The 22,494-nt window shown below is 38.1% G+C and carries 20 protein-coding genes, 2 tRNA genes and 1 other annotated feature; of the genes, 15 read left to right on the top strand and 7 right to left on the bottom strand.

The genetic code is table 11. The features are described from left to right. Positions 1-34: 34 nt before the first annotated feature. The 6 genes from BUB77_RS21920 (at position 35) to BUB77_RS21895 (ending at position 9,058) form a co-directional block, all read left to right on the top strand. A complete protein-coding gene (locus BUB77_RS21920; RefSeq protein WP_073279152.1) occupies positions 35-2,134 on the top strand; it encodes an AraC family transcriptional regulator in 2,100 nt (699 codons plus the stop codon). A 162-nt stretch (positions 2,135-2,296) separates the two neighbouring features. Continuing rightward, positions 2,297-3,868: an extracellular solute-binding protein gene (locus BUB77_RS21915; protein WP_073279151.1), complete on the top strand. Its 1,572-nt coding sequence runs from the start codon at positions 2,297-2,299 to the stop codon at positions 3,866-3,868. Positions 3,869-4,086: 218 nt separating this feature from the next. Further along, complete coding sequence (locus tag BUB77_RS21910; RefSeq protein ID WP_073279150.1) at positions 4,087-5,049, top strand: glycoside hydrolase family 130 protein; 963 nt, start codon at positions 4,087-4,089, stop codon at positions 5,047-5,049. A gap of 209 nt (positions 5,050-5,258) precedes the next feature. Then, the gene (locus BUB77_RS21905) at positions 5,259-6,395 is read left to right on the top strand and encodes an aldo/keto reductase (protein WP_073279149.1); all 1,137 of its coding nucleotides are present in this window, start codon (positions 5,259-5,261) and stop codon (positions 6,393-6,395) included. A gap of 56 nt (positions 6,396-6,451) precedes the next feature. Next, complete coding sequence (locus BUB77_RS21900; RefSeq protein ID WP_073279148.1) at positions 6,452-7,468, top strand: SDR family oxidoreductase; 1,017 nt, start codon at positions 6,452-6,454, stop codon at positions 7,466-7,468. A 348-nt stretch (positions 7,469-7,816) separates the two neighbouring features. Next, positions 7,817-9,058 (top strand): RICIN domain-containing protein, encoded by a 1,242-nt coding sequence (locus tag BUB77_RS21895; RefSeq protein WP_073279147.1) that lies wholly within the window; start codon positions 7,817-7,819, stop codon positions 9,056-9,058. A 129-nt stretch (positions 9,059-9,187) separates the two neighbouring features. Here BUB77_RS21895 and BUB77_RS21890 read toward each other — a convergent pair whose 3' ends face one another. Together BUB77_RS21890 and dpsA are read right to left on the bottom strand one after the other, a co-directional pair. Further along, the gene (locus tag BUB77_RS21890) at positions 9,188-9,775 is read right to left on the bottom strand and encodes a dipicolinate synthase subunit B (RefSeq protein ID WP_073279146.1); all 588 of its coding nucleotides are present in this window, start codon (positions 9,773-9,775) and stop codon (positions 9,188-9,190) included. A gap of 35 nt (positions 9,776-9,810) precedes the next feature. Beyond that, positions 9,811-10,698 carry a dipicolinate synthase subunit DpsA gene (dpsA, locus tag BUB77_RS21885; RefSeq protein WP_073279145.1) on the bottom strand — a complete coding sequence of 296 codons (888 nt, stop codon included), beginning with the start codon at positions 10,696-10,698 and terminating at the stop codon, positions 9,811-9,813. 170 nt (positions 10,699-10,868) lie between these two features. Beyond that, positions 10,869-11,109 (top strand) — a binding site (T-box leader). Between the two features lie 250 nt (positions 11,110-11,359). Between dpsA and BUB77_RS21875 the strand changes: the two genes are divergently transcribed. Then, on the top strand, positions 11,360-13,378 hold the full coding sequence (locus tag BUB77_RS21875; protein ID WP_073279143.1) for a class I tRNA ligase family protein: 2,019 nt from the start codon (positions 11,360-11,362) through the stop codon (positions 13,376-13,378). 112 nt (positions 13,379-13,490) lie between these two features. Here the strand turns inward: BUB77_RS21875 and BUB77_RS21870 are convergent, their stop codons facing one another. After that, positions 13,491-13,757 carry a hypothetical protein gene (locus tag BUB77_RS21870; protein WP_073279142.1) on the bottom strand — a complete coding sequence of 89 codons (267 nt, stop codon included), beginning with the start codon at positions 13,755-13,757 and terminating at the stop codon, positions 13,491-13,493. Between the two features lie 277 nt (positions 13,758-14,034). On the opposite strand from BUB77_RS21870, the gene BUB77_RS21865 reads away from it, so the two are divergent. The 3 genes from BUB77_RS21865 to BUB77_RS21855 all read left to right on the top strand — a co-directional run bounded on the left by BUB77_RS21865 (position 14,035) and on the right by BUB77_RS21855 (position 16,056). Beyond that, positions 14,035-14,493, top strand: a complete 459-nt coding sequence (locus BUB77_RS21865) for a hypothetical protein (protein ID WP_139241280.1) — start codon at positions 14,035-14,037, stop codon at positions 14,491-14,493. A 148-nt stretch (positions 14,494-14,641) separates the two neighbouring features. Continuing rightward, positions 14,642-14,714 (top strand) — tRNA-Ala (locus tag BUB77_RS21860). 532 nt (positions 14,715-15,246) lie between these two features. After that, positions 15,247-16,056, top strand: coding sequence for a hypothetical protein (locus BUB77_RS21855; protein ID WP_073279140.1), 810 nt, complete (start codon positions 15,247-15,249; stop codon positions 16,054-16,056). 252 nt (positions 16,057-16,308) lie between these two features. Here the strand turns inward: BUB77_RS21855 and BUB77_RS29570 are convergent, their stop codons facing one another. Continuing rightward, positions 16,309-16,827 carry an RlpA-like double-psi beta-barrel domain-containing protein gene (locus tag BUB77_RS29570; protein ID WP_139241279.1) on the bottom strand — a complete coding sequence of 173 codons (519 nt, stop codon included), beginning with the start codon at positions 16,825-16,827 and terminating at the stop codon, positions 16,309-16,311. Between the two features lie 531 nt (positions 16,828-17,358). Here BUB77_RS29570 and BUB77_RS21845 point away from each other — a divergent pair. Next, a tRNA-Ala gene (locus BUB77_RS21845) sits at positions 17,359-17,430 on the top strand. Between the two features lie 41 nt (positions 17,431-17,471). Here BUB77_RS21845 and BUB77_RS21840 read toward each other — a convergent pair. Continuing rightward, positions 17,472-17,843 (bottom strand): site-specific integrase, encoded by a 372-nt coding sequence (locus tag BUB77_RS21840; RefSeq protein WP_207650854.1) that lies wholly within the window; start codon positions 17,841-17,843, stop codon positions 17,472-17,474. A gap of 525 nt (positions 17,844-18,368) precedes the next feature. Here BUB77_RS21840 and BUB77_RS21830 point away from each other — a divergent pair. The 4 genes from BUB77_RS21830 to BUB77_RS21820 all read left to right on the top strand — a co-directional run bounded on the left by BUB77_RS21830 (position 18,369) and on the right by BUB77_RS21820 (position 19,333). Beyond that, a complete protein-coding gene (locus tag BUB77_RS21830) occupies positions 18,369-18,566 on the top strand; it encodes a hypothetical protein (protein WP_073279136.1) in 198 nt (65 codons plus the stop codon). Then, a complete protein-coding gene (locus BUB77_RS30070) occupies positions 18,563-18,721 on the top strand; it encodes a hypothetical protein (RefSeq protein WP_170866714.1) in 159 nt (52 codons plus the stop codon). The genes BUB77_RS21830 and BUB77_RS30070 overlap by 4 nt, the downstream gene beginning before the upstream one ends. Positions 18,722-18,812: 91 nt before the next feature. Then, complete coding sequence (locus BUB77_RS21825) at positions 18,813-19,016, top strand: nucleoside triphosphate pyrophosphohydrolase family protein (RefSeq protein ID WP_139241278.1); 204 nt, start codon at positions 18,813-18,815, stop codon at positions 19,014-19,016. A gap of 128 nt (positions 19,017-19,144) precedes the next feature. Then, on the top strand, positions 19,145-19,333 hold the full coding sequence (locus BUB77_RS21820; RefSeq protein ID WP_073279134.1) for a DUF4177 domain-containing protein: 189 nt from the start codon (positions 19,145-19,147) through the stop codon (positions 19,331-19,333). 510 nt (positions 19,334-19,843) lie between these two features. Here the strand turns inward: BUB77_RS21820 and BUB77_RS21810 are convergent. Both BUB77_RS21810 and BUB77_RS21805 read right to left on the bottom strand, forming a co-directional pair. Further along, positions 19,844-21,280 carry an alpha/beta hydrolase family protein gene (locus tag BUB77_RS21810; protein ID WP_073279132.1) on the bottom strand — a complete coding sequence of 479 codons (1,437 nt, stop codon included), beginning with the start codon at positions 21,278-21,280 and terminating at the stop codon, positions 19,844-19,846. Between the two features lie 141 nt (positions 21,281-21,421). Continuing rightward, positions 21,422-22,342, bottom strand: coding sequence for a helix-turn-helix transcriptional regulator (locus tag BUB77_RS21805; RefSeq protein WP_073279131.1), 921 nt, complete (start codon positions 22,340-22,342; stop codon positions 21,422-21,424). Between the last annotated feature and the right edge of the window lie 152 nt (positions 22,343-22,494).

Raw genomic sequence — 22,494 nt, 5'->3', positions numbered from 1 at the left:
AGTGCACCGGCATTGGGGGCTGGAGGAGATGTTTATGGAAAAAAGAATACGGAAGTATTTCATTATTTTAATTACGGGGATTTTACTGGTTATATTGATAACAGGAGTTATCCTGTTTAACAGTACTATGCGAAAGGTTTATATAAAGCAGGTGGAGCAGACCAATAAAAATCTGACCGGGCAGATCAGCTCTTCCTTTGAATTAATCATACAGCAGATCTCGGAGCAGATGAATAAGCTTGCAATTTATGACAGCGATTTTGGGGATTTAGTACAGCAGCGGAATTTGAAAATTTCCAATTATCTTGATTTATATGATGAATTAAAACAAATCGTAATGGGAAATCAATACATACATTCCGTTTATTTATATTCGGAAGAAGAGGGAATCTTTTTTGATTCCAAGCGGGGAAATTGCTTTTCAAAAGAAAAATTTTTTGATCAGGAGGTTGCGGAAGCGGCCGCATCCAAATATCTGACCACAGTGCCGCCCCATTTAATTAGAGGAGACGTATTAGTGTATTCCCTCATAGTACCATTAAAGCCTCATTATACCAATGCCAGATATGTGTTAAGTGTCAATATTGACATGGGTATGCTGTATAAAGATGTCATGAGGCGGAATACCGGGGATAAGGAGATACAGCTTTATGTATATGATGAGAATAATTCCATAATAATATCGAAAGATTTCAGAGATTTAAATAAAAATATAACGGAAAAGCAGGAAGAAATCAGTAAGGCTTTTCCGAACAGGAATATCTGGTCTGTTTTGAACGAGAAGGTTGGGATTATGGATGCGGTAACCTATTCCTCATCACTAAACAGTTATTTTTATGTGCAGGTGCCTTTCTCCTTTAATTTTAGCAAAATGTACAATAACTACTTTTTATTAGTAGTTATACTCCTGTTATTTGGTGCTGCAATCATCATCGCTTATATTGTAATGTGCTATACGACAAAACCAATCCAAGAAGTCCTGACCGATTATAACGATAAATTAATGAGGGATTTTTTAACCGGGACCAGTCATGAAAAGAATAAGCCGCTTCAAATGGCATCGATTATGGAGAAATATTTTAAGCATGATAATTACAGCCTTTTATTAATTGATGTCAACGATAATCAGCTGGAGATATACAGAACGGTGTCGGCAATTATGGAAGAATTACAGGTATCTGCAGGAAATTTAATGTTAAAGCACATATCCATCTTTGGCAGCCGGGCTGCCGTAATTGTCAATTATAATAATATTTCTGCAATGGAGCAGTTTACAAATACCTATGTCCGTCAGCTTTACCAAAAGCTGAATGATAAATATTACCAGCAGGTATATATTGCTGTCAGTTCCGGGATAACAGATCCTGCGCTGCTGTCCATTGCCTATATGGAATGTGATGAAATACAGCAGTACAAGCTGTCCATGACAGATCATATTATTCATTACCGGCAGTTTCAGGAAAAGAAAACGCCCATCATTTATCCCGTTGAATTAGAGAAACAGTTAATCAATAATCTTCTGGTTGAAAATTCGGAAGGCTGTATCTTCTATACCAGAAAATTCTTAAAACATATCTTAGAGGATGAAGGCTTGCTAACAGATATTCAGATAAAAAATTACGTATACCAATTGCAGAATGAAATACTGACCCGTATTTCCTCGCTGCCGATTTCAATTAAAACTACCGGCTCTTCCGATATGAAAAATATTCATAACAGGAGCCAGATACATGATATTTTGCTGAATTTTATCCAATCCATCTGTTCTGAGATAGCCAAGAAGAACACAAACAATGCAAGTATCATAAATGAAGCCATAATCGAGTATATCGATGCTAATTTAACGGAAAATGATTTTAACCTGAACTCCATATCCTATCAGTTCAATATGAACCGGAACTACCTGGCAAAATTAATTAAGGAAGAAACCTCCTATAGTTTTAATGACTATGTCAATATGAAAAAAATCTCCCTGGCCAAGGATTTATTAGCTGCTACCGTGCTGACCGTGGAAGAAGTCGCCCACCGCACCGGATTCACTTATGCCCACTATTTTATAAAGGTCTTTAAGAATCTGGAAGGAATCACACCCGGACAATTTAGAGAAATGCAAAATAATAGCAATAATGCATAAGTGTACTGTATGCGGATTGTTTTGTTATGAGGCATCATCATTGTCATTTACTTTAAAAGTCCGGGAAAATATAATTTGGCATGTGAAAGAAAACGGGGTAAACGTTAAAAACCGGTGGGTGTATTTTAACAGCGCTGTAAAAAAACTATGGAGGTATTAACTATGAAAAAAAGTTGGTTTAAAAAATTGACAGCAGCAGTCTGCATTATGGCAATGACCTTAGCCATGTTTACGGGATGCCAGAAATCAGATACGGTAAAAGAAACGGATGCCGTATCAGGGGATGAAAACAAAGAGAAGGGCAATCAGAAGGAAAAACCAGGTAAGCCGGTAAAGATTCATATCCTGAACAGGGTAAATGCAGAGGTTATCGTAGAAGACAATCCCATTATTAAAGAATTGGAAAATAAACTGAATGTAGATATTGAATATGAAGCACCTCCCATCAACAATTACAATGAAAAACTCCAGATAGCCATGGCAGCCGGTAATTTGCCGGATATCATATATAACTGGGGAGGAGCAGATACGAACTATGAACAATGGGCAGGAGACGGGTTATTAGCGGAACTGGATGATAAAATCCAGAATTATCCTAATATTATGGCTACCGTGCCGGAAGATTACTGGCCTGCGATACAATCTACCAAAACAGGTAAAATCCACGCGATTCCAAAATGCAACGTTGATAATTACTGGGGATTCATTATTAATCAGCAGTGGCTTGATAATTTAGGACTAAAGGCACCTGCTAACCTGCAGGAATTTAAAGAGGTAGCCCACCAGTTTACTTATAATGATCCTGATCAAAACGGCAAAAAAGATACCTATGGACTTACTTATACCTCAGCGGACGTTTTTCCTCTTAAGTATACCTTTGGAGTAACTGATGCTGTAAAAGATACGGACGGACAATATAAAATCCAGCAGAAAAAGAGCGGATACATTCCTTATCTGACCTATTTACGTGAGCTTTACGCCGATGGCTCCTTTGATCCAGAATTTTTTACAAATGAGTATAACGTAGATGTAGAGAAATTAGTTGCCAATACAGTTGGAATGACCGTTTCCCATCAGATCGGAGTACTGGGACGCTTAAAGGAGACACCGGATGCCATTGAAAGATTTACCTATATCGGTGCTCTTGCAAATGATAAAGGGGAAAGGAACTGTTACATAACTCCGTCTATGTGGGGGGCGTGGATGATATCGGCAGATGCGGATGTAGATAAATGCTTAGAGCTCATTGATTATGCCATGTCAGAAGAAGGCTTTGCATTAATGTCATTAGGAAAGCAGGGAGAAAACTATAATTCTTATGACTATAAAACCAGAATGGTAGAAAGGACCGAAGAGCAGACAACGGCCTTAAACAGCATTACAAGTTCCTATTTTACATTTACCTATGCTAAGGATGGCGCCTCCGCAGTTGTGGAAAATGCCACAACAAAAGAGCGTCTGGACAAATACTATACTGATTTTAATGCAATGCAGGCATCCGTAACCACTAATAGAATTCCAAACATTAAAGCACCGTTGGTGACTACATTTGCAGCTGATAATCCGGATTTGGTATCAAAATTATCTGAACTTGAAGTTCAATATATTGTTGGTGAAATTGAGCTTGCCACTTTTGAAAAATATCTGAACGATACTTATTTTCCGGCAGCTGAGGCAATGAATGCGGAATATGTTAAGTGGATGGAAGATTATGATGCTGCAAATAATCGATAGATCCTGTTAATTATACAGCAAAAAGAATTTAAAAGTTTACCCTCTCTTTTACCGTTTAAAGGCAGGTAATTGCAAACTATTATCTGCCTGCTTTTTATCAAACTAAGCTTTTGAAAGTGGTTTATATTTTGCTTTCATCAGAATTTGGGAAGTTGGAAGAAATATAGAATAAAGGAAATGCCTCTGCCCCATCTTCCAATTAATATTTGGCAGATTACATGAAAGAAAATGTAAGTGCAATGGAAATTAACATGGTTCAATTAAATAAAACAGGAATCGTAATGCGCCCTCTGAAAGATCAATTAGGGTGTTTTGCCCGGTTTAATCCCGGCGTATATTTTAAGGACGGAATCGTACATATGTTGTACAGAGCTGCCAATAGCGACATTAAAGATGGTGCAAACTATGTCTCTTCGATAGGATATGCAAAGCTTGATTCAGACAATAAGATTTTATATGATTCAAATAAAAAAGTAATTTTTCCTACGCTGCCGGAGGAAGTAAAAGGATGCGAAGATCCAAGAATCGTTGAATTTGAAGGCTGTTGCTATATTTTTTATACAGCCTATGATGGGGTAAAGGCAAGAGTTGCCGTTGCGAAAACAACAGATTTCATTCTATATAATAAACTTGGTGTTATCGATCATTTTGGTTATGACAAGGATGCTTTTATTTTTCCAGAAAGAATAAATGGAAAAATTGCTTATATGCATCGAATTTCACCTAATATCCAATTGGATTATTTCGACAGCTTTGATGAATTATTATCAAAAGATGCATGGACCGGTTACGAGGATAGAATCGATAGTTCAATTATTATGAAGAGTGAGTATGACTGGGAAAAGAGAAAGATTGGTGGAAGTGCACCCCCGATAAAAACCGATAAGGGATGGCTGCTATTATATCATGCAGTCGATGATAAGGGTGTATACCGGGGAGGAGCGGCTCTTCTTGATTTTGAAAAGCCGTCTATTATTACTGCACGTTTACCTTATCCGATTCTGGAGCCTGCGGAAGAATATGAACTTTTCGGTGATGTAAATAATGTTGTTTTCCCGGAAGGCGCTTTTGTTTATAAGGGTCAGCTGAATGTATATTATGGTGCAGGTGATAAATATATAGCCGTAGCCCAAATTGATATGGACGAATTGCTTACAGAGCTAATCAAGTATCCGGTGTAAAATGTGTGACAGATATATCTATAATGTAATTAATAATTTAATAACCATATTGTCTTATAATAATTATAATAATCGCCAGTCTAAGAGTATTTTATCTTATCTGGCGATTATTATTTTTTGTGGAGTAAAAAACATTTGACCTAGAGTTAACTCTATGAGGTATAATTAATAATAATTGATAAATTTTATTAAAAACAGGGGGTTTTACAATGAATTACAGGAAATTCGGTAATACTGGTTCTATGATATCAGCTTTAGGCTTTGGCTGTATGAGGCTGCCAGAGTACGAAAAGGATGGTAAATGGTATATTGATGATGACAAAGCCGTTCCCATGCTTTTAAAGGCCTATGAAGAAGGGGTGAACTATTTCGATACCGCTCCTTATTATTGCCACAATAACAGTGAAATTACGGTGGGGAAAGCCCTTAAGGAAATCAGGGAAAAGGTTATGTTTTCCACAAAGATACCGGTGGATAAGTGTAAGGAAGCGGGAGATTACAGAAGATTGTTAGAGCAGAGTTTAAAAAAGCTGGATACCCCTTATATAGACTTCTACCATTTTTGGGGCCTTAGCAGGGAAGAATACGACAAAGGAGTCCTTGGACTTAACCTCCTGGAAGAAGCACAGAAAGCAAAGGAGGAAGGTTTAATAAAGCATATATCCTTTTCCTTCCATGACAAAGCGGAGCATATCAAATATATTATTGATAAAGCTGAAGAGAGGGGAATTCCCATGGAGACCATGCTGGTTCAATACAATCTTTTGGACCGGAGCAATGAGGAAATGATACAATACGCAGCGTCAAAGGGCCTTGGTGTAGTAGCAATGGGACCGGTAGGAGGCGGCAGGCTTGCAGCTCCCACGGATCTTTATACGAAGCTTACCGGCAAGCCCTCCATCTCAACCTATGAGCTGGCCTTTAAGTTCGTATTGGGAAATCCTTATATGAGCTGCGCACTTTCCGGTATGGGAACTGAGGATATGGTAGAAAAGAATGTGGTGATTGCCAGCAGCAAGGAAGGCTTAACAGAGGATGAATGGGTGCAGCTTGGTGAATCAGCCGAAAATTTAAAGAAATTCAGTGAGCTTTACTGTACAGGCTGTGCCTACTGCCAGCCATGTCCGGCAGGCATTGATATTCCTAAAATATTCAACTTATATACCTATCATAATGTCTATGGCCTTACGGATTATGCGAAAAATGAAATGGAAGGCTATAAGAAGAATGACGGTAAGACATTTGCGGACTGTAAAGATTGCGGACTGTGCGAAGACAGATGTCCCCAGAGCTTAAAAATAAGAAACGAATTGAAGAGAGTGGACAATATACTAGCAGGAAAGTAAGAAGCAGCTTTATAAGATAAAATTATTCAGACTATTAATCTTACAAGGAGGAAGCGATGAAAGTTTTATTTATTGGAGGAACAGGCACCATAAGTACTGCCATCTCAAAGAAACTGGCAGAGGATGGACATGATTTGTATTTACTTAACAGAGGCAGCAGAAACAATATCTTTAGCGGTCAGGTAAAGGAGCTGATAGCCGATATCAGCGAGGAAGAGAAAGTAGCGGAGCTGATAAAGGACCTTGATTTTGATGTGGTAGCGGATTTTATCGCTTTTGTACCGGAACAGCTTAAGAGGGATTACCGGTTGTTTAAGGGAAAGACAAAGCAGTTCATCTTCATCAGCTCAGCATCAGCCTACCAGAAACCCTTATCGGATTTCCGTATAACGGAGGGAACTCCCTTGGCGAACCCTTATTGGGAATACTCCAGAAATAAGATTGCCTGTGAGGATTATCTGATGAAGCTTTACAGGGAAGAGGGCTTCCCGGTGACCATCGTAAGACCCAGCCATACCTATGATGAGAAGAATGTTCCCTTAGGTGTTCATGGTGCAAATGGAAGCTATCAGGTGGTTAAGAGAATGCTGGAGGGGAAGAAGGTCCTGATACAGGGTGACGGCACTTCGCTCTGGACAATGACCCATAACAGTGACTTTGCAAAGGGCTTTATTGGTTTAATGGGAAATATCCATGCAATTGGAGAGGCCGTTCAGATTACATCCGATGAGACACTTACCTGGAATCAGATATATAAAGCAATTGCCGATGCGCTGGGAGTTGAGCTGAAGCCATACTATGTTTCCTCTGAGTTTTTGGATGCCGCAAGTACAGAGGATTTTAAAGGAGCACTCATTGGAGATAAAGCCAATTCTGTCGTATTTGATAATTCCAAAATCAAAAGGCTGGTTCCGGGCTTTACCTGTACCAAGCGGTTTGATCAGCAGGTAAAGGAGACAGTGAATTATGTATTAAGCCATCCGGAATGCCAGAAAGAGGATATCGTATTTGACAGATGGTGCGATAAGGTAATAGATGCACTGGATAATGCGGTAAAAGCAATTAAAGGTTAATTGCTAAAAGCGAAAGGCTGCATAATTGTCCGGATAGAAATTATTGATAATAAGTAATTAATAATCCCAAAGCAATAGTAATAAAGTAAAAAGCAGTAAGATGATAAGGAAGAATTGCGACTTATCAGTCTTTCTGCTTTTTTTGAACGAAGTGCCAAAATATAGTAAATATATACCATATATTAACAGAATACATTTACAATAAATTCTAATTAGTGTATAATAATCCATGTGTGGAGGGTAAAATCAGTAAAAAGCCTGAAAATACCTATTTCCCCAAATTATTGGATTTCAGGACCATGATCGCGCGGCGTGGTCTGAAATAATAAATGAGAAGGAGATGTAATTATGTTAAGAAAAGGGAAATTATTAAGTATTTTATTGGTTTTGGCTCTTGTTATTTCCTGGCTGCCTTCTGTGAAACCAGAGGCAGCAACCAATTGGTCTTTGGTCTGGAGCGATGAGTTTAACGGAAGCAGTCTGGATACCTCCAATTGGACGGCTGAAACTGGGACAGGCATTGGCGGCTGGGGGAATAATGAACTGGAATACTATACCAATCGGTCACAAAATGTATCAGTTTCTGGCGGAAATCTTGCTATAACGGCCAGGAATGAAGCTTACGGGGGAATGAACTACACCTCCGCAAGAATAAAGACCCAGGGATTGAAGAGCTTTACCTATGGCAGGATTGAAGCAAGGATTAAGCTTCCTTCCGGACAGGGGCTATGGCCTGCTTTCTGGATGCTGGGCAATAATATTAACCCCGACGGCTGGCCGAAATGCGGCGAAATCGACATTATGGAGCGTGTTAATAACAATTCATATGTAAACGGCACGGTTCACTGGGATTCCAACGGGCAAGCTGATTATGGGCAGGTATCAGGCTCAATTGATTTCTCCCAATTCCATACCTATGCTATTGAATGGGATGCAAATTATATCAGATGGTTCGTTGACGGTGCGCAGTTTAATGAATTCTACATCCAGAATAATACAGGAGGAACGGAAGAATTCCAAAAACCTTTCTTCATACTGTTAAATCTGGCGGTGGGCGGTAATTGGCCGGGAAGCCCGAACGGCCAGACAGCTTTCCCGGCGCAGATGCTTGTAGATTATGTCAGAGTATATAAAGCAGAGACAACCACACCGGATATTGTCAGTGGGGGAATCTATACACTGACAGCCAAGTGCAGCGGGAAAGTACTGGATGTCAAAGAAGTTTCCTATGACGACGGAGCAAAGATGCACCAGTGGACCAATGTCAATGGCAATAACCAGAAGTTCCGCATTGATGATATGGGAGGTGGATATTATAAGCTGACAGCAGTACACAGCGGCAAGGCTCTTGATGTTCCATACGGGGCGGCTACCGTAGGTCTGCAGCTCCAACAGTGCACGGACAATGGAAATGATGCCCAACGGTGGAAGATTATTGGTGTAGGAGGCGGTTATTACAAGCTGGTATCAAAGGCCACCGGTTTAGTGATGGACGTGTCCGATGCATCCAATGAGGACGGTGCGGCCGTACAGCAATATACGGATAATAATACAGATGCCCAGAAATGGTATCTTACAAGAGTTCAATAATCTTTAAGGGAGAAAAGCCTGGAGCTGCAGGGGAGCTTGCAGCCCAGGCTTTTCTTAACATATGGGAAAATGCATAAAATAACTGGAAAATGCTTTAATAAATAGCAATTACCCCAATTACCCTGACTTTTAGAAGGGACTGATAACAACGGGCTGAAGCTGTTTGCCTTCCAGGGCACTTTCCAGGGTTAAGGTCAGCAGATGAGTATGAGCAATCATGGATTTGGGCTTTCCGTTAGGGCTATCCTGACCAAAAGGAACAAAATAGATATTTTTTTGATTTAAGAGATTTCCGATATTCTTTAAATTGTTGCCAAGAGCATCATTGGTAGCAATCGAGATAACCAAAGGCTTATTGTTACGGATATGAGCTTTTGCGGCCATTAAGACAGGAGTATCGGTTATGCCGGCAGCCATCTTGGCAAGGGTATTGCCGGTACATGGAATAATTGCCAGAATATCAAACATTTCCTTTGGGCCCACAGGTTCCGCATCTTCTATTGTGGTAATGGGTGTATGGCCTGTAAGCTCCGTCAGTCTGCGATGGAAATCCTCTGCCTTACCGAAACGGGAATCAATTTTCTGGGCGTTGAAGGAAAGTATAGGATAAACATTAGCATCTTCTCTTAATAGTTTTTCAACTTCTTCAAAGGTTTTATCATAGGTACAAAAGGAACCGGTTAATGCAATTCCGATGTTTTTATTGTGCAATGACATAAATACCTCACTTCCGGAGAAACAAAGGACTGTAATTAGACAGGACAGGACTGTTGTTCTCCTAAACTGCTTAATAGATATCTGGTTAAAAAGGCTGCACTTGCTTTGGGTGCATATTTACCTGGCAGACCAAGACAAAGCTTGGCGTTACGGGATAACTCCCTTGCGGCAATGAAATCGACACCGCCAGGGGCGGAAGCAATATCAATGATAACCACATCCTGTTTGGTATTTTCTAAAAGCTCTCTGTCCAGTACCAGGGCAGGAATTGTGTTAAAAATGTAGTCATATTCAGATATTGTTTCTGTAAGCTCTGAAAGAGACATAGCATCGAAGGAAGAAGTTTTAGCCTGAGCAATAGCAAGAGGAGATCTGGCGGCGACAGTAAGCTGCCCGCACAGACCTTTTAATTTTTCTGCCAGGGTCTTTGCACATCTTCCATATCCTAATATGAGGCAGGAGCTTCCATGAAGATTGCCGCTGCTGTTAATAACTGCTTCGGCAATGGTGCCCTCTGCTGTTGCTATTGTGTTGAACAGAGTGATTTCTTCGTCTTCCATAAAATCGTTATAATAAATCTCGTTTGTTTCACAGAAATCCCGAATGCTTTCGGTAAAACATCCGCCGTAAAGCTTATGGCCTTTCTTAAGATGAGTGCAGAGAATTTCCGGAGTTAAATCTGACTTGGCATCCACAGATAGGATTTGAATGCCATTTTTCGTAAAAGGAATGGGTGTAAGAATAACCTTGCTGGAATCTATTGCTTGGGGCAAAGATTTGGCATGTTCTATATAAGCTTTGCTGCACAGGTTTTCCAGCCCGTAGAGTAAAACGGAAAAACCGCGGGATGATAAATCCTCAGCCATATAAACCTGCCGTAAATCCCCGCCGATAACGGCAAAATCATAAGTCTTAGGTTTCATGAAGGAGCCTCCCCAGGATGTAAATTTGTTTTAGATGTTTTCAATATATGGTAGTTTTACAAAAAAGTTCGTTAATGAAAGGCAGGTCTTACGGACAAATAGTGGGATAAATCGACATTTATATAAATCCTTGACAAGAAAAGAATTTCTGAATATACTAAGAGCAATAAGGAAAGGCTATGAAGAGGGAAGTATTCTATCGGAAATTTACAGAGAGCTCCGTATGGTGGGAAGGAGCAATGGAAGAAAGATGAAACAAGCCTCGGAGCTGCATACGGATCGGTTTATCTAAACCGTGATGCTATGACGTGGGTTCCCGTTACAGGACTAGAGTATGATCGTACTTAAAGAGGTTAATATGGTGACATATTAATAAAAATAGGGTGGTACCGCGATAGATTCGCCCCTGTAATCATAATTGCAGGAGGTGTTTTTTTATACCCTTTTTTAAGAACAGAGAAGGGCCAGTTTAGAATTCTGTTGGCTTATACATGAGCAGAGCAGCGGATACAGTTAAAAATAGAAATGGTTAATCTGAAATAAAAGGAACAGAAGCATAGAAACGGATGATCTGAAATAAAAGAAATAGAAGGACAAAATCATAATCTGAAATAGGAAATTAATTAGAAGTAAATACTAGGAAAGAAAAGGAGTAATATTTATGATGGAAAAGGAAAAAAGCAGGCCGGAATTTCCAAAAAGAGCGATCATAACGGCTGGAATGCCCTATGGTAATAAGGAACTGCATTTTGGACATATTGGAGGTGTATTCGTTCATGCGGACACCTTTGCAAGATTTTTACGGGATCGGATTGGAGAAGAAAATGTTATCTTTGTATCCGGCACAGACTGCTACGGTTCACCTATCTTAGAAAGCTACCGGAAACTAAAGGAAGAAAAGGGAGCCGGTTATGAGGAGACAATTAGGGATTATGTAAGGAAAAACCATAACCACCAGAAGGATACCCTGGCTGCTTATGAAATCAGCCTGAACCTTTATGCAGCTTCAGCCCTGGACAGAGCCGGAGAGATTCATAAAGAGGTATCAAGGGAAATCTTCGATACCCTCTATCAGAATGGTTTTTTGGAGAAATTGTCCACGCCTCAGTTTTTTGACCCGGACTTTGGTGTATTCTTAAACGGAAGACAGGTCGTGGGAAACTGTCCCATTGAAGGCTGTGCCTCGGAAAAGGCCTATGCAGATGAATGCTCTCTTGGACATCAGTATATGCCAAGTGAACTCCTGAACCCCAAGAGCACCTTGTCCGGCAAAACACCGGAAGTAAGAGAGGTCGCCAACTGGTATTTTAAGCTGGAGGAATGTACAGAGTGGCTGATTCACTATGTGGCAAAGGAAAGAACGGGAAATACGAGAAAATATATTCTAAAGACCATTGAAGAATTCCTAAAGTCCCCCTGCATTTATGTAAAGAAGAGCGAATTGGAGAGAACAGGAACCACAGAAGAGGAATTAAACAGGCTTTTTCCCGAACATGAGCTTTTAAAAGAGGAGAACAAGGCTTCTGTAACCTATGTGATGAAGGATTTAACGGACAGGGATAAGGCAAGAGAGGTTCTAAATGTAAAGGGAATACGCTTTCGTACCGGAAAAACCTTAGTACCATTCCGCCTGTCCGGCAATATTGAATGGGGCGTGCCGGTACCGGATAAGGAAGATATGAAGGATTTGACCTTCTGGGTATGGCCGGAATCCTTATGGGCACCTATTTCCTTTACAAGAACTTACCTTGAAATGCAGGGAAAGGATCAGGAGGAATGGAGGAACTGGTGGGAGAAGGAAGAGGCTAAGGTATATCAGTTTATCGGTGAGGACAATATCTATTTCTATGGAAATGCAGAAATGGCATTGTTTTCAGCTCTTAAGCTGCAATATGGGGAAAAAGCCGACATGGATAAATTCGTTGCTCCTCAGCTTATTGCTAACAGGCACATCCTGTTTATGGATAAAAAGGCCGGCAGCAGCAGTGCCATAAAGCCTCCTATGGCCAGGGAGCTTCTTGATTATTATACACCCGAGCAGCTTCGTATCCACTTCCTGAGCTTGGGCCTGGCATCCAAAAGTGTGAGCTTTAAGCCCCAGGTATATCTGCCCCAGGAGGAAAGGGAGGGAGTTGACCCGGTGTTAAAGGAAGGAAACCTCTTAACCAACGTATTTAACAGGCTGGTTCGCTCCTGCTTCTACACCGCCCAGAAATATTATGAATCCAAGCTTCCGGATAATGAAATCAGTGAAGAGGTGAGAAAGGAATCGGAGGAGGCAATCCTTACCTATGAAAGGCATATGTACAACCATGAATTCCACAGCCTTACCTATGTACTGGATTCCTATATCCGCTTTATGAATAAATACTGGGTAAACAACATGAGAACGGCGGAAACAACGGATAACGACACCCTGAGAAAGCAGGTACTTGCTGATTCCCTTCATGGGGTACGTACCGGAGTACTGCTGCTGCATCCCATTGCTCCAACTGGCTGCGAGAAAATCAGGGAATACCTTGCTGTTGGCAATAAGCTTTGGAATTGGGAATACGCCTTTCTTCCCCTGAATGAACTGGTTTCAGAAAAAGAAAGCCACAGGCTTAAATTCCTGGAGCCCAAGGAGGATTTCTTTGAAAAGCACAGCAGACAGCTGGAAGCTTTTACAGAAGGGGAATGATTCGCTATAGAAGTACGAATGAATAAATAATAAGACATTAAAACCGTAAGCCCCCTTGCCTTTTTCCCTGCTGAATGTCAGCTGGAAAGGCAAGGGGGCTTTTCATTATACCTTATAAATATTGATCAATGGCTGTGATATTTGTAATCTGTGCCTCACCATTAAGAGGTTTATAGATTTCTATCAGAGAAAAAAAGGGAGTACCGTTGGTATCCTTTGGCTCTGCGATTGCTAAAAAGCGGTAGTTCGTACCGTTTACAACCTGAGTGGCCACGGCCAGAGGAATGTAAAAATAATTGTCTTCACTATTCATTGCACGGTAAAAAATGTAGGCATCATAAGGTGTCAGATAGGCTTGGTAATTCCAACCGCCCGGCATAACATACCTCCTGGAAGTTTATTTTAATATATGTGGGAGAGGCTGGAATTGGGATGATTTTTTTGATATTAGTATTTAGTGCAATCAAACAAAAATAATTAACAAACAAAGATAACTTATGAATCAGAGATAACATGCCAATCAAAGTTAATGAATATTGCCATATACAATAAAATACTGTATAATTATGGAGTGTTACATAAGACATAAGATGAGCAAAATTGGAGAACATTTTTCGGTATTTATAAATGTTCCTTCCCATATAACAGGTGATAGGATGAGATGGAAAATTGCAACAGGGATAACCTTGACAGCAGCTATTATACTTACGGTATTATATTATAGAGAAATAAACTGCAGAAATAGCTTTATCTTCTATGGGGAAAATGAAAAATGGCGGGCGACCTATACGGAAGTGAAAAAGGGAAATATGTATTACGACTCCTTTTCTTTGGAATACAAAAATGCAAGAGATAAAAACGGGAACCTGACAGAAGAGGTAAAGAAGGTCAGACTTAAAAGCTATACTCTGGATGGACAAGTGCTTCTCGGAGGTGGTTATCCGAAAGACTTTACCGGAAATTATGACGTCCATCTCTTCCAGGAAGGTACAAAGGATTCACCCGGGAAGGATTTGAATAAGGTATATTCACTTGATTTACAAATAATAGCGGATTCCGGTTGGGATACTCTGACTCTTGAAAGAGCAGATATAAAGGTGTATAGCAGTGAATAGCGGAATTCTGAGGGCTCCTCTTATTAATAAAATACTAAGCTGCTGTAATTATTAAAAATAACTTGAAAATAGAATTAATTTATGATATATTTAAAATAATCAGTAACTTCCTATTATGAAAGTTTCAACAAATATTCTTTAAATATATGGGGGTATAGCTCAGCTGGGAGAGCGCTTGCATGGCATGCAAGAGGTCATGGGTTCGAATCCCACTATCTCCACTAAAACGGTAAGCCGCAGGCATGATTGCTTGTGGCTTAAATTATAACTTATAGGGACGGGACACTTGGTAAATCAAGGGCAAAAAAGGTACATTTTCATTTGTACCGACCCCCAAAAGTTAGACCAAAATCTAACGATTGGGAGATCGGTACAGATTGAGAATGTGCTTTTTTATAGTTACTTTACAGATCTAAATTAAGTTTCCATTCGCGTGGTCTAAACCCACCGTCTTTAGACGGTATACGCTTTTAGTCTTTTATTGTATGGGCATACTAAAGCCGAGAGGTGATAATTTTCCATCGTCTTTATGCAAAGGCTTGTGTCAAGTAAACGTGAGACTTCTTTTTGTTGCAATAGTATTTTTAATTCGTTATAATATAATTTAAAGATTTTTCTTGTTATTGATGCATTGATTCACTCATTATATCCTCAATGCAGACTTAATTCTACAGAGAGATATACTGAAGCGTCATAAAAGATCTGAATACTACAGGATACTAGTAAAAAATAAATAGGAGACAAACAGGAAAAATGAGAGGCTATTTTAAGAAAATAATATGTATAACTATTATTATAGGGTGTTATATTTTTTTTATTGGTTGTAGTGGTAACAAAAACACTGTTAACAAAGAAGTTATTACATCAACTTATATTGAAGATGCCATGAAGAACATTGAAGAAGGTGATGTAACTATTCCAATATCGTTTATAAAAGTTAATAACGATTCTAATTTATATCCAGAAAATAAAATAAAATTAGATCAAAAAAATATAACAAATATTTTTTATATGAAACAGTATGATGATTATAAATTTCTTGTTTGCTTGGATAAATATGATACATTGAATATTGCTTATGAATATAAGGGAACTATTACCTCATTGTCACAAATTGAAGATTGGTCTGATGTAGTAGATTCTAACTTATTTACATCGAAAAATTCTACCATTAATAAAATTGAAGCATTTAATAGTATTTGTGGACATAAAGGTGTACGAGTAGACGGAATTCTTGGCGCAACCAGTAAATTTGTATTTTATATTAGTATGGATGGGTTAGAACCAAGCATATTATTATCAACAGTTGTTTCTTCTGATTTAAACGAGTATGATATCAATAATGACGGTTATAATGAATTGATTTCACAGTTAGACAATTATATGTATATTTATGATGAAAATACTTTATATTATGCGACTATTGAAAAAGTAGATTCTATCAAACAAATTTATTTTAATGATAAATCACATTTATTTGAAGTAATAAAATCAAACGGTAAAGTAAAATATTATACCTATGATAGTAATTTAAAGTCTCTCATGTTAGATTATAATAAATAATATTTAATTGAGGAAGATAAATTTTGGAGTTGAACTATTATAATTTTGTTGCGACTATAATTATATGGTCAATGGTCTATGGCATTAAAAAACAATATCTTTATAAAAATGTTTTACTATTTTTGATTTTATATAGTATTCTTTTCATAAAAAAGAAAAAGCTTTTGCTTCAAAGCCAGTTCTGACTTGTTTAGCAAAAGCTTTTCTAGTTTAAGAATTATGAATTTTTTATAATTGTAAAATCAGTCGTAATTAGCTCATTAACTCAATTTTAACTGTACTCGGTTTCTCAAGTGCTTGATATGCCTGCCATGTTAATTCAATACCTTTATTAGCAGGTGCAGTATCGGTAATGCGAACAATAAGTGATTTTGTTCCATTTGTAACTTTAACGTATTTATTTTTGTATGTAGTATTCCAACTGTTAGTAGAGGTTAGTGCAGCTGTTATATCTGCAGGATGCAGAACATCGGCATTTCCTGTTACGGGAGAAGCAATGTTCTCTACATACATACCTAAACTGCTTGAATATGACTGTGTACCTGATTGAGTCCCCTGATCAGGGTGGCCATAAAACTGTACCGAGCAAGATGAACTTATTGTTTTTGTTACTGACGTTGATGTATTAGTGGGTACTGCTAATTTGGCAAGTGTACTTGGGCTAGTTTCTCTTAAGCAATTGTAATTTAAAGTTGCAGCATAGCGAATTGCATTGGCTAATTTTAAAGCTTCATGCCAAGGATTGGTTATTGTGCTATCAATAGTATACAATAAGGTAACAGACGTGCTTGATCCTGATGAAGTATTGTAATCAGCGTTATGGAGTTTTCTGCTAACTGCAGGATATGCATTTTTGTAGAAATATGTTACTTCACCTTGATTTGCCCTAACTTTTGGGCAACATACAGCATAGGAACTTGATAAGTATGTAGGTGTAATAAAATCAAGGTCTCTATCTGCATCATTAAATAATGCATTTAAATTGGTTTTGAAGCTAGTTGCTTTAGATGCGCTTGAACATGTATATACGGAAACATCTTTAGCTAGCTTTCAGTAGCTGGAATCCTTAAAAGTGCCGGCAATCTCAATATATTCGAGGAATTGGGTATGATCACCAGACCTAGGGCCAATTTTATGAATGTTATTTTCCTGAAGTAGTACGCTATATAGAAGTTATATATTTTAATGTAGAGAGCTCAACTGGGAGCGCGAGATGTCCAGTAAACGACCCCTCAAAGAAGAAGTGGATTTAAAAAAGTAAAATGCTGGAAACCCAGATAAATAAAGGGTTTTCGACCATATGGGGTATAGCTCAGCTGGGAGAGCGCTTGCATGGCATGCAAGAGGTCATGGGTTTGAATCCCACTATCTCCACTACAAAAGTCTTGTAAATACAAGGCTTTTTATTTTTTATGTTATATTTCATGTTGCATAGATTCAAAATGTTTAATGGTTACATCGAGGTATTTTTGCTCGTAATCATTTATGGTACCACGATAGACTTCTTTTAGAGTTTTGTCCGAAGACCATCCGCCACGCTGCATAATGTATTGGTCAGGCACATTTAATGCGTGCATGATTACCTCTCTTGTACTTGAAATAGTTTTGGTTGTTTTGATTATCCACTCTTTATTTGAAAATCGGGCCATTGCCTTACTTATCGATATGGTATTCCCGCGTACATCATCTGTGGTCAGCGCACATATTTCTGAGCGCCTTAGGGTACCGAATGCTGCAAGGCAGACAGCCCTTAACATATTTTCATCTTTAGAAAAGTGTTTCATCAAAACCTCAATATCTCCATCAGATGGCGTATTGAATGTAATCCTGAAAAACCAATCCTACTAAAACCCCTTATTAATGATTTTATAGATACTTTCCGAAGCGTCGAACTATATGTTGAATCAGAGAGTGTAAAAAAGTTTTGGGATTTAATTCAAAAATTAGAACAGGTTGATTATTACATTAGGAGGGGAGAACCAAAGAAAACGGATATAAGCTTAATAGAGGCTAAGAAAACCATTGAATTATATATATTACATATAAAAGAAGTAATCGGGGTTGAGAAATTAAGTATTAAATAAATACATCCAACTATCAATATTCGTATTGGTAGTTTTTTTGTACCCAAAACAGAGGAGAGGCCAGCAGGTTATCCTACTGGCCGATTTATGAAAAAAATTGTTAAGGTTGAGGTGTGATTTACCTTACAAACATAGTATACCGTTCATATGTGTACCTGGTATGACTTAGGATTTAACTATTTTGACAGAGAGGCATATATTGTTATAAAGATTTACTAATGGTGGATTATGGAAACAAAAAGTTATACAATTTCATTTTTTGGACTTGATCCTCAATATTATACAAATGCTAAAATTGGAGATATCTGGAACATAGAAGCAATTAAAGTTTATCAGGAAACTGGTATTAGCATACAGGGGAGGTACATGAAAGATATTTTGTTAGTCCAGATATTGGAGAACTTAACGGCAGCATTATTTTTTTGATTGAAAGTAAAAAAGTTCCTGATGAAGAAGCAACTGACCAGGATTACTGGAATGCATATAGGACGGTTGCTGAAAAAGTTAGAGTTAGCTTGGGAAATCCTAGCATGAATCTGACAGAAGAGACAATTAATATTACCTATTTCGAAAAAATCTGATGTAAGCGGCGAGTGGTAGAAATACCACTTGATTAAAAAATGTACAAGCAATATAAAAGCATCCGGCTACTGGCCGGAAAAGAGAAATATTATGCTGAATATAAATGAATTTGTAAAAGAAGTCGGTGAAAATGCAATAGACCACGGCTGGTGGGATGAAGAAAAAAGCTTCGGTGAATTGATTGCTTTGTGTCATTCTGAGCTGTCAGAAGCCCTGGAAGAGTACCGTGAGGGGAAAAAACCGGATGAAACAGGTAAGATTATTGGTCAAATATACATAAGGGTTAGGCAGTAAACAGGGCCCTATTAATTATTTATACTCCCCGAGAAAGGGCACGTCTGAAATATAGGGCGTGTCTTTTTATATTGAAAAATATGGTGAAATGGGTTATAATGGCAAAATAATATTCAGGGAGTAAATATATGAAAAAATGGGAATACAGTATATTAAAGATATCAATGGATTTAAATGACAATGATGAAATTGAAGTAAATAATTTTGGTAAAGAAGGATGGGAAATAGTAAGCGTGACACCTATAACAAATAGCATTGTAGGAGGAGGTTCCTATACTTCATCGGTCATATTTACATTTAAAAGAGAATTAGAATAGATATCAAGCATCCTCTGGGTGCTTTTTTCTATGCCTTGACAAAGTGGTAGTTAAATGAGAATATTGCAATACAAATAAATTTGTTGGAGAGTGCAATATGATCAAGTTAATATTAAGGCAAATTGCAGAGCTGTTATTTAAAATATCCCTATTTTTTGTATTGATATATTATTTTGTGGAAGATAGGAATCTTGCTGATTCAGCATATATAACCTTTCTATTTTTAATTATAAATGGCTTTTTTTCATTGATTAGCTATATGATAAAGAGGATAAGAAAGAAGAGACAATAAATGAAAGAAAGGTGATCATGGGATGGAAATAACATAAATTACCCAGGCTTACCCCTATAAAATAGCAAGAGAGTAGCAATAAAAAACCCGGTCATTACGACCGGGTAACCCCTCAGAGCAAGATAAGCTGTACTATTGGGACCTTGGCGGAAGAATATGCTTCTAAGATCCAGGTGTACTTTATCGTCTGGTATCAAAGCAGGAAGATGCTCATCCTGTCAATGGTATTCAACTGAAACATTGTCATATTTCTGCATTCCGTCGTCCAGAAGCGGTTCATTTGTACCTTTCAGATACTTGTTAAAGAAGGCGATGATGTAATCGTTCATTATTGCCTCCTGCCTGTAGCCACCAACATTTCCCAGCATCCCCACGAGTCTGAAGGTAGGTAAAAGAACAGTAAAATCCATAAAGTCTGAGTGCTTGGCACCATTAATCGTTACATCATAATAATTTGTCTGTTCTGAGGAATAGCCTGCCGGAATCAAACTCTTGTCATCATTGCCGTTCATAATCATAAATGGTCTCTCAATCACACGATTCATAGAGTCTCCGAATACAGTTCCGTCCATGTTGATAAAGGCTTTAAACCTGCTGTCATCAAGACAAACCTGACTTGCTGTCGCTCCGCCGAATGAGTGACCGAAAACTCCCATATTGGCAGTATCAAGCTTATTTTTAAATATGCTCTTAATTTCACCGCTGTTCAATTCCTCGATTATATCCGCAATAAAAATCGTGTCGTCACTCCATATATGGACACTCTCACTGGCAATTTGACACTCTTTGATCGAGTATTTTTCAAATTCAGCAGATGACTTATCTCCCGAATAGCTTTTGCTGACCGTAGCCAGTTCATTTTGAAAGCGATTGACCTGAGCGGTATTATAGCGCAATATCTTTCCAGACGGATATATCGTGGCAAAGTCTTCGTAGGGATGCGATATGCTGAATACAATGTATCCATTACTTGCAAGCGCCTCCATTTGGACTGTGTTTTGCCCCACAAAGCTCCCAAATCCGCCTGAGAATAATATCACGGGGTAACTGCGCTCATGGGTGGACAGGTCGGAGTTTTTATTACTATGCGTTTTAACAAGCGCAAGATAACCGAAAATATCCGGTAGACCCAATCGCTCAGCCATATATGTACTGGCAACACTGTTGGGGAAAAAGTTCGTTGCTTCTTTATTCGCTGTATCGTCTGTTGGATACCATATCTGAACAGCGATTTCCCTGCTGCTGTTTTTCTCGGTAAAAATCCCTTTCCTTGATTCGTCTGTGAAAGACATCGTCGCTGTCCCCACAGAATAGGGGCCCTCCGTCTTTGGTAGTTGTACAACAGGGAACAGTATAGGAAAAGCAATTGAAATGATTAATGACAATACAAGTATCAATACCGACAAAATTTTAAATGACTTTTTCATTTTAAACGATATTTTGAATTTTATAAATACGTCAATTACCAGAAAAATGAGTGCCAGTATATATGCCGGCACCATCTGAATTCGATATCCGATAAAAACCAGATTTGCGATACAGAGTATAACTGAGCATGCGGGTAGTACAATATCTAACATGTTTATTCTGAAAACAAGTCTGTTTAACGCTGAGACAACCAGAAAAATAAGAATGAATACTTCAAATATGTTCATAAAATCTCCTTTGTAGTAGTTCGAAATAATAATAGGCGTCAATTTATTTATGAGCTATTTCCAACAAACTGGATATGTATCGGCTATAATTTTGGAAGAGGTAAAATTATGCAGCATTGAACGAAAATTATTAAATGTCTGCTAGGGCTTTTGATAGAGCTTTTGAATATTGTTTACTCTCCGCAGTAATTCACGCCGGATTGTTTCAGGTTCTAAACATTCACATTTATCACCAAATTTCAGTAAAAGGCCATATACATAATCACTTTCCATAAATGGAAAGTGAACAATTACCCTGGTATCATCATAGATATCAATGTTTTCTTTTCCACAAAAATCTGCCATCCAGCCTCGGAGTGAATTATCAACCAAAAGCTTAATGGTAATCTTTTGAATTGCTGGCAAAACCGATGGTTTTATTTCGAATTCTCTAGGTATAAAAGTCTCATCTAACACTTGAAGAGATGACATTCGGGATAAGCGAAAGGTACGAAAATCCTGCCTTGATAAGCAGTAAGCGTGTATATACCAGTTAGAGTCCTTAAAAATTAATCGGTAAGGCTCGATTTTTCTTGCTGTTTCTCTCCCTCCACGATCATAATATTGGAAGTACAAAAAGTGGTTTTTGTCAAGAGCTGCTCTGATTTCTTTAATATTAACTGGAAGGGATTTAATCCCTTTCCATGAAGTATAATCTGTAGTAATTTTATTGGATTTTAATTCAATCTCATGAATATGCTCTTTAGGCAGTAAACCTTTAATTTTTGCCATTGTAGTAAATATTTCTTCACTGGACAAGGGAATACTGCCAAGCCCACTTAGTAAAGAGATAATGTCAGGGACGGTAAAAAGTCCTTTTTCAATCTTATATTCTTCCATTATACCTATCCCGCCTTTTACACCCGGATAAGCAATAATGGGTATTCCAGCTTCGTTGATTGTGTCTATATCACGAAAGATTGTACGAGGGGATACTTCAAACATCATTGCTAATTTAGTTGCACTTATTATTCTATGCTCAAGGAGTAACATAATGATAGATATCATTCTTGCTAGTTTCATTTTAATCACCTCGTAGATAATTTTACAACCATGACATACTGCTGTCAAGGTTTTACATGTATAATATAACTATGATCATCAAAGATGATTAATTAAGACTCGAAAGGAGAAAAAACAAATGAAATTTTTAAATTACTATATAATTGCATTAT

Origin of the sequence: Anaerocolumna jejuensis DSM 15929, from assembly GCF_900142215.1 — a bacterium.
GTDB classification, from domain to species: domain Bacteria; phylum Bacillota; class Clostridia; order Lachnospirales; family Lachnospiraceae; genus Anaerocolumna; species Anaerocolumna jejuensis.
This window is presented reverse-complemented; position numbering and strand designations above follow the sequence as displayed.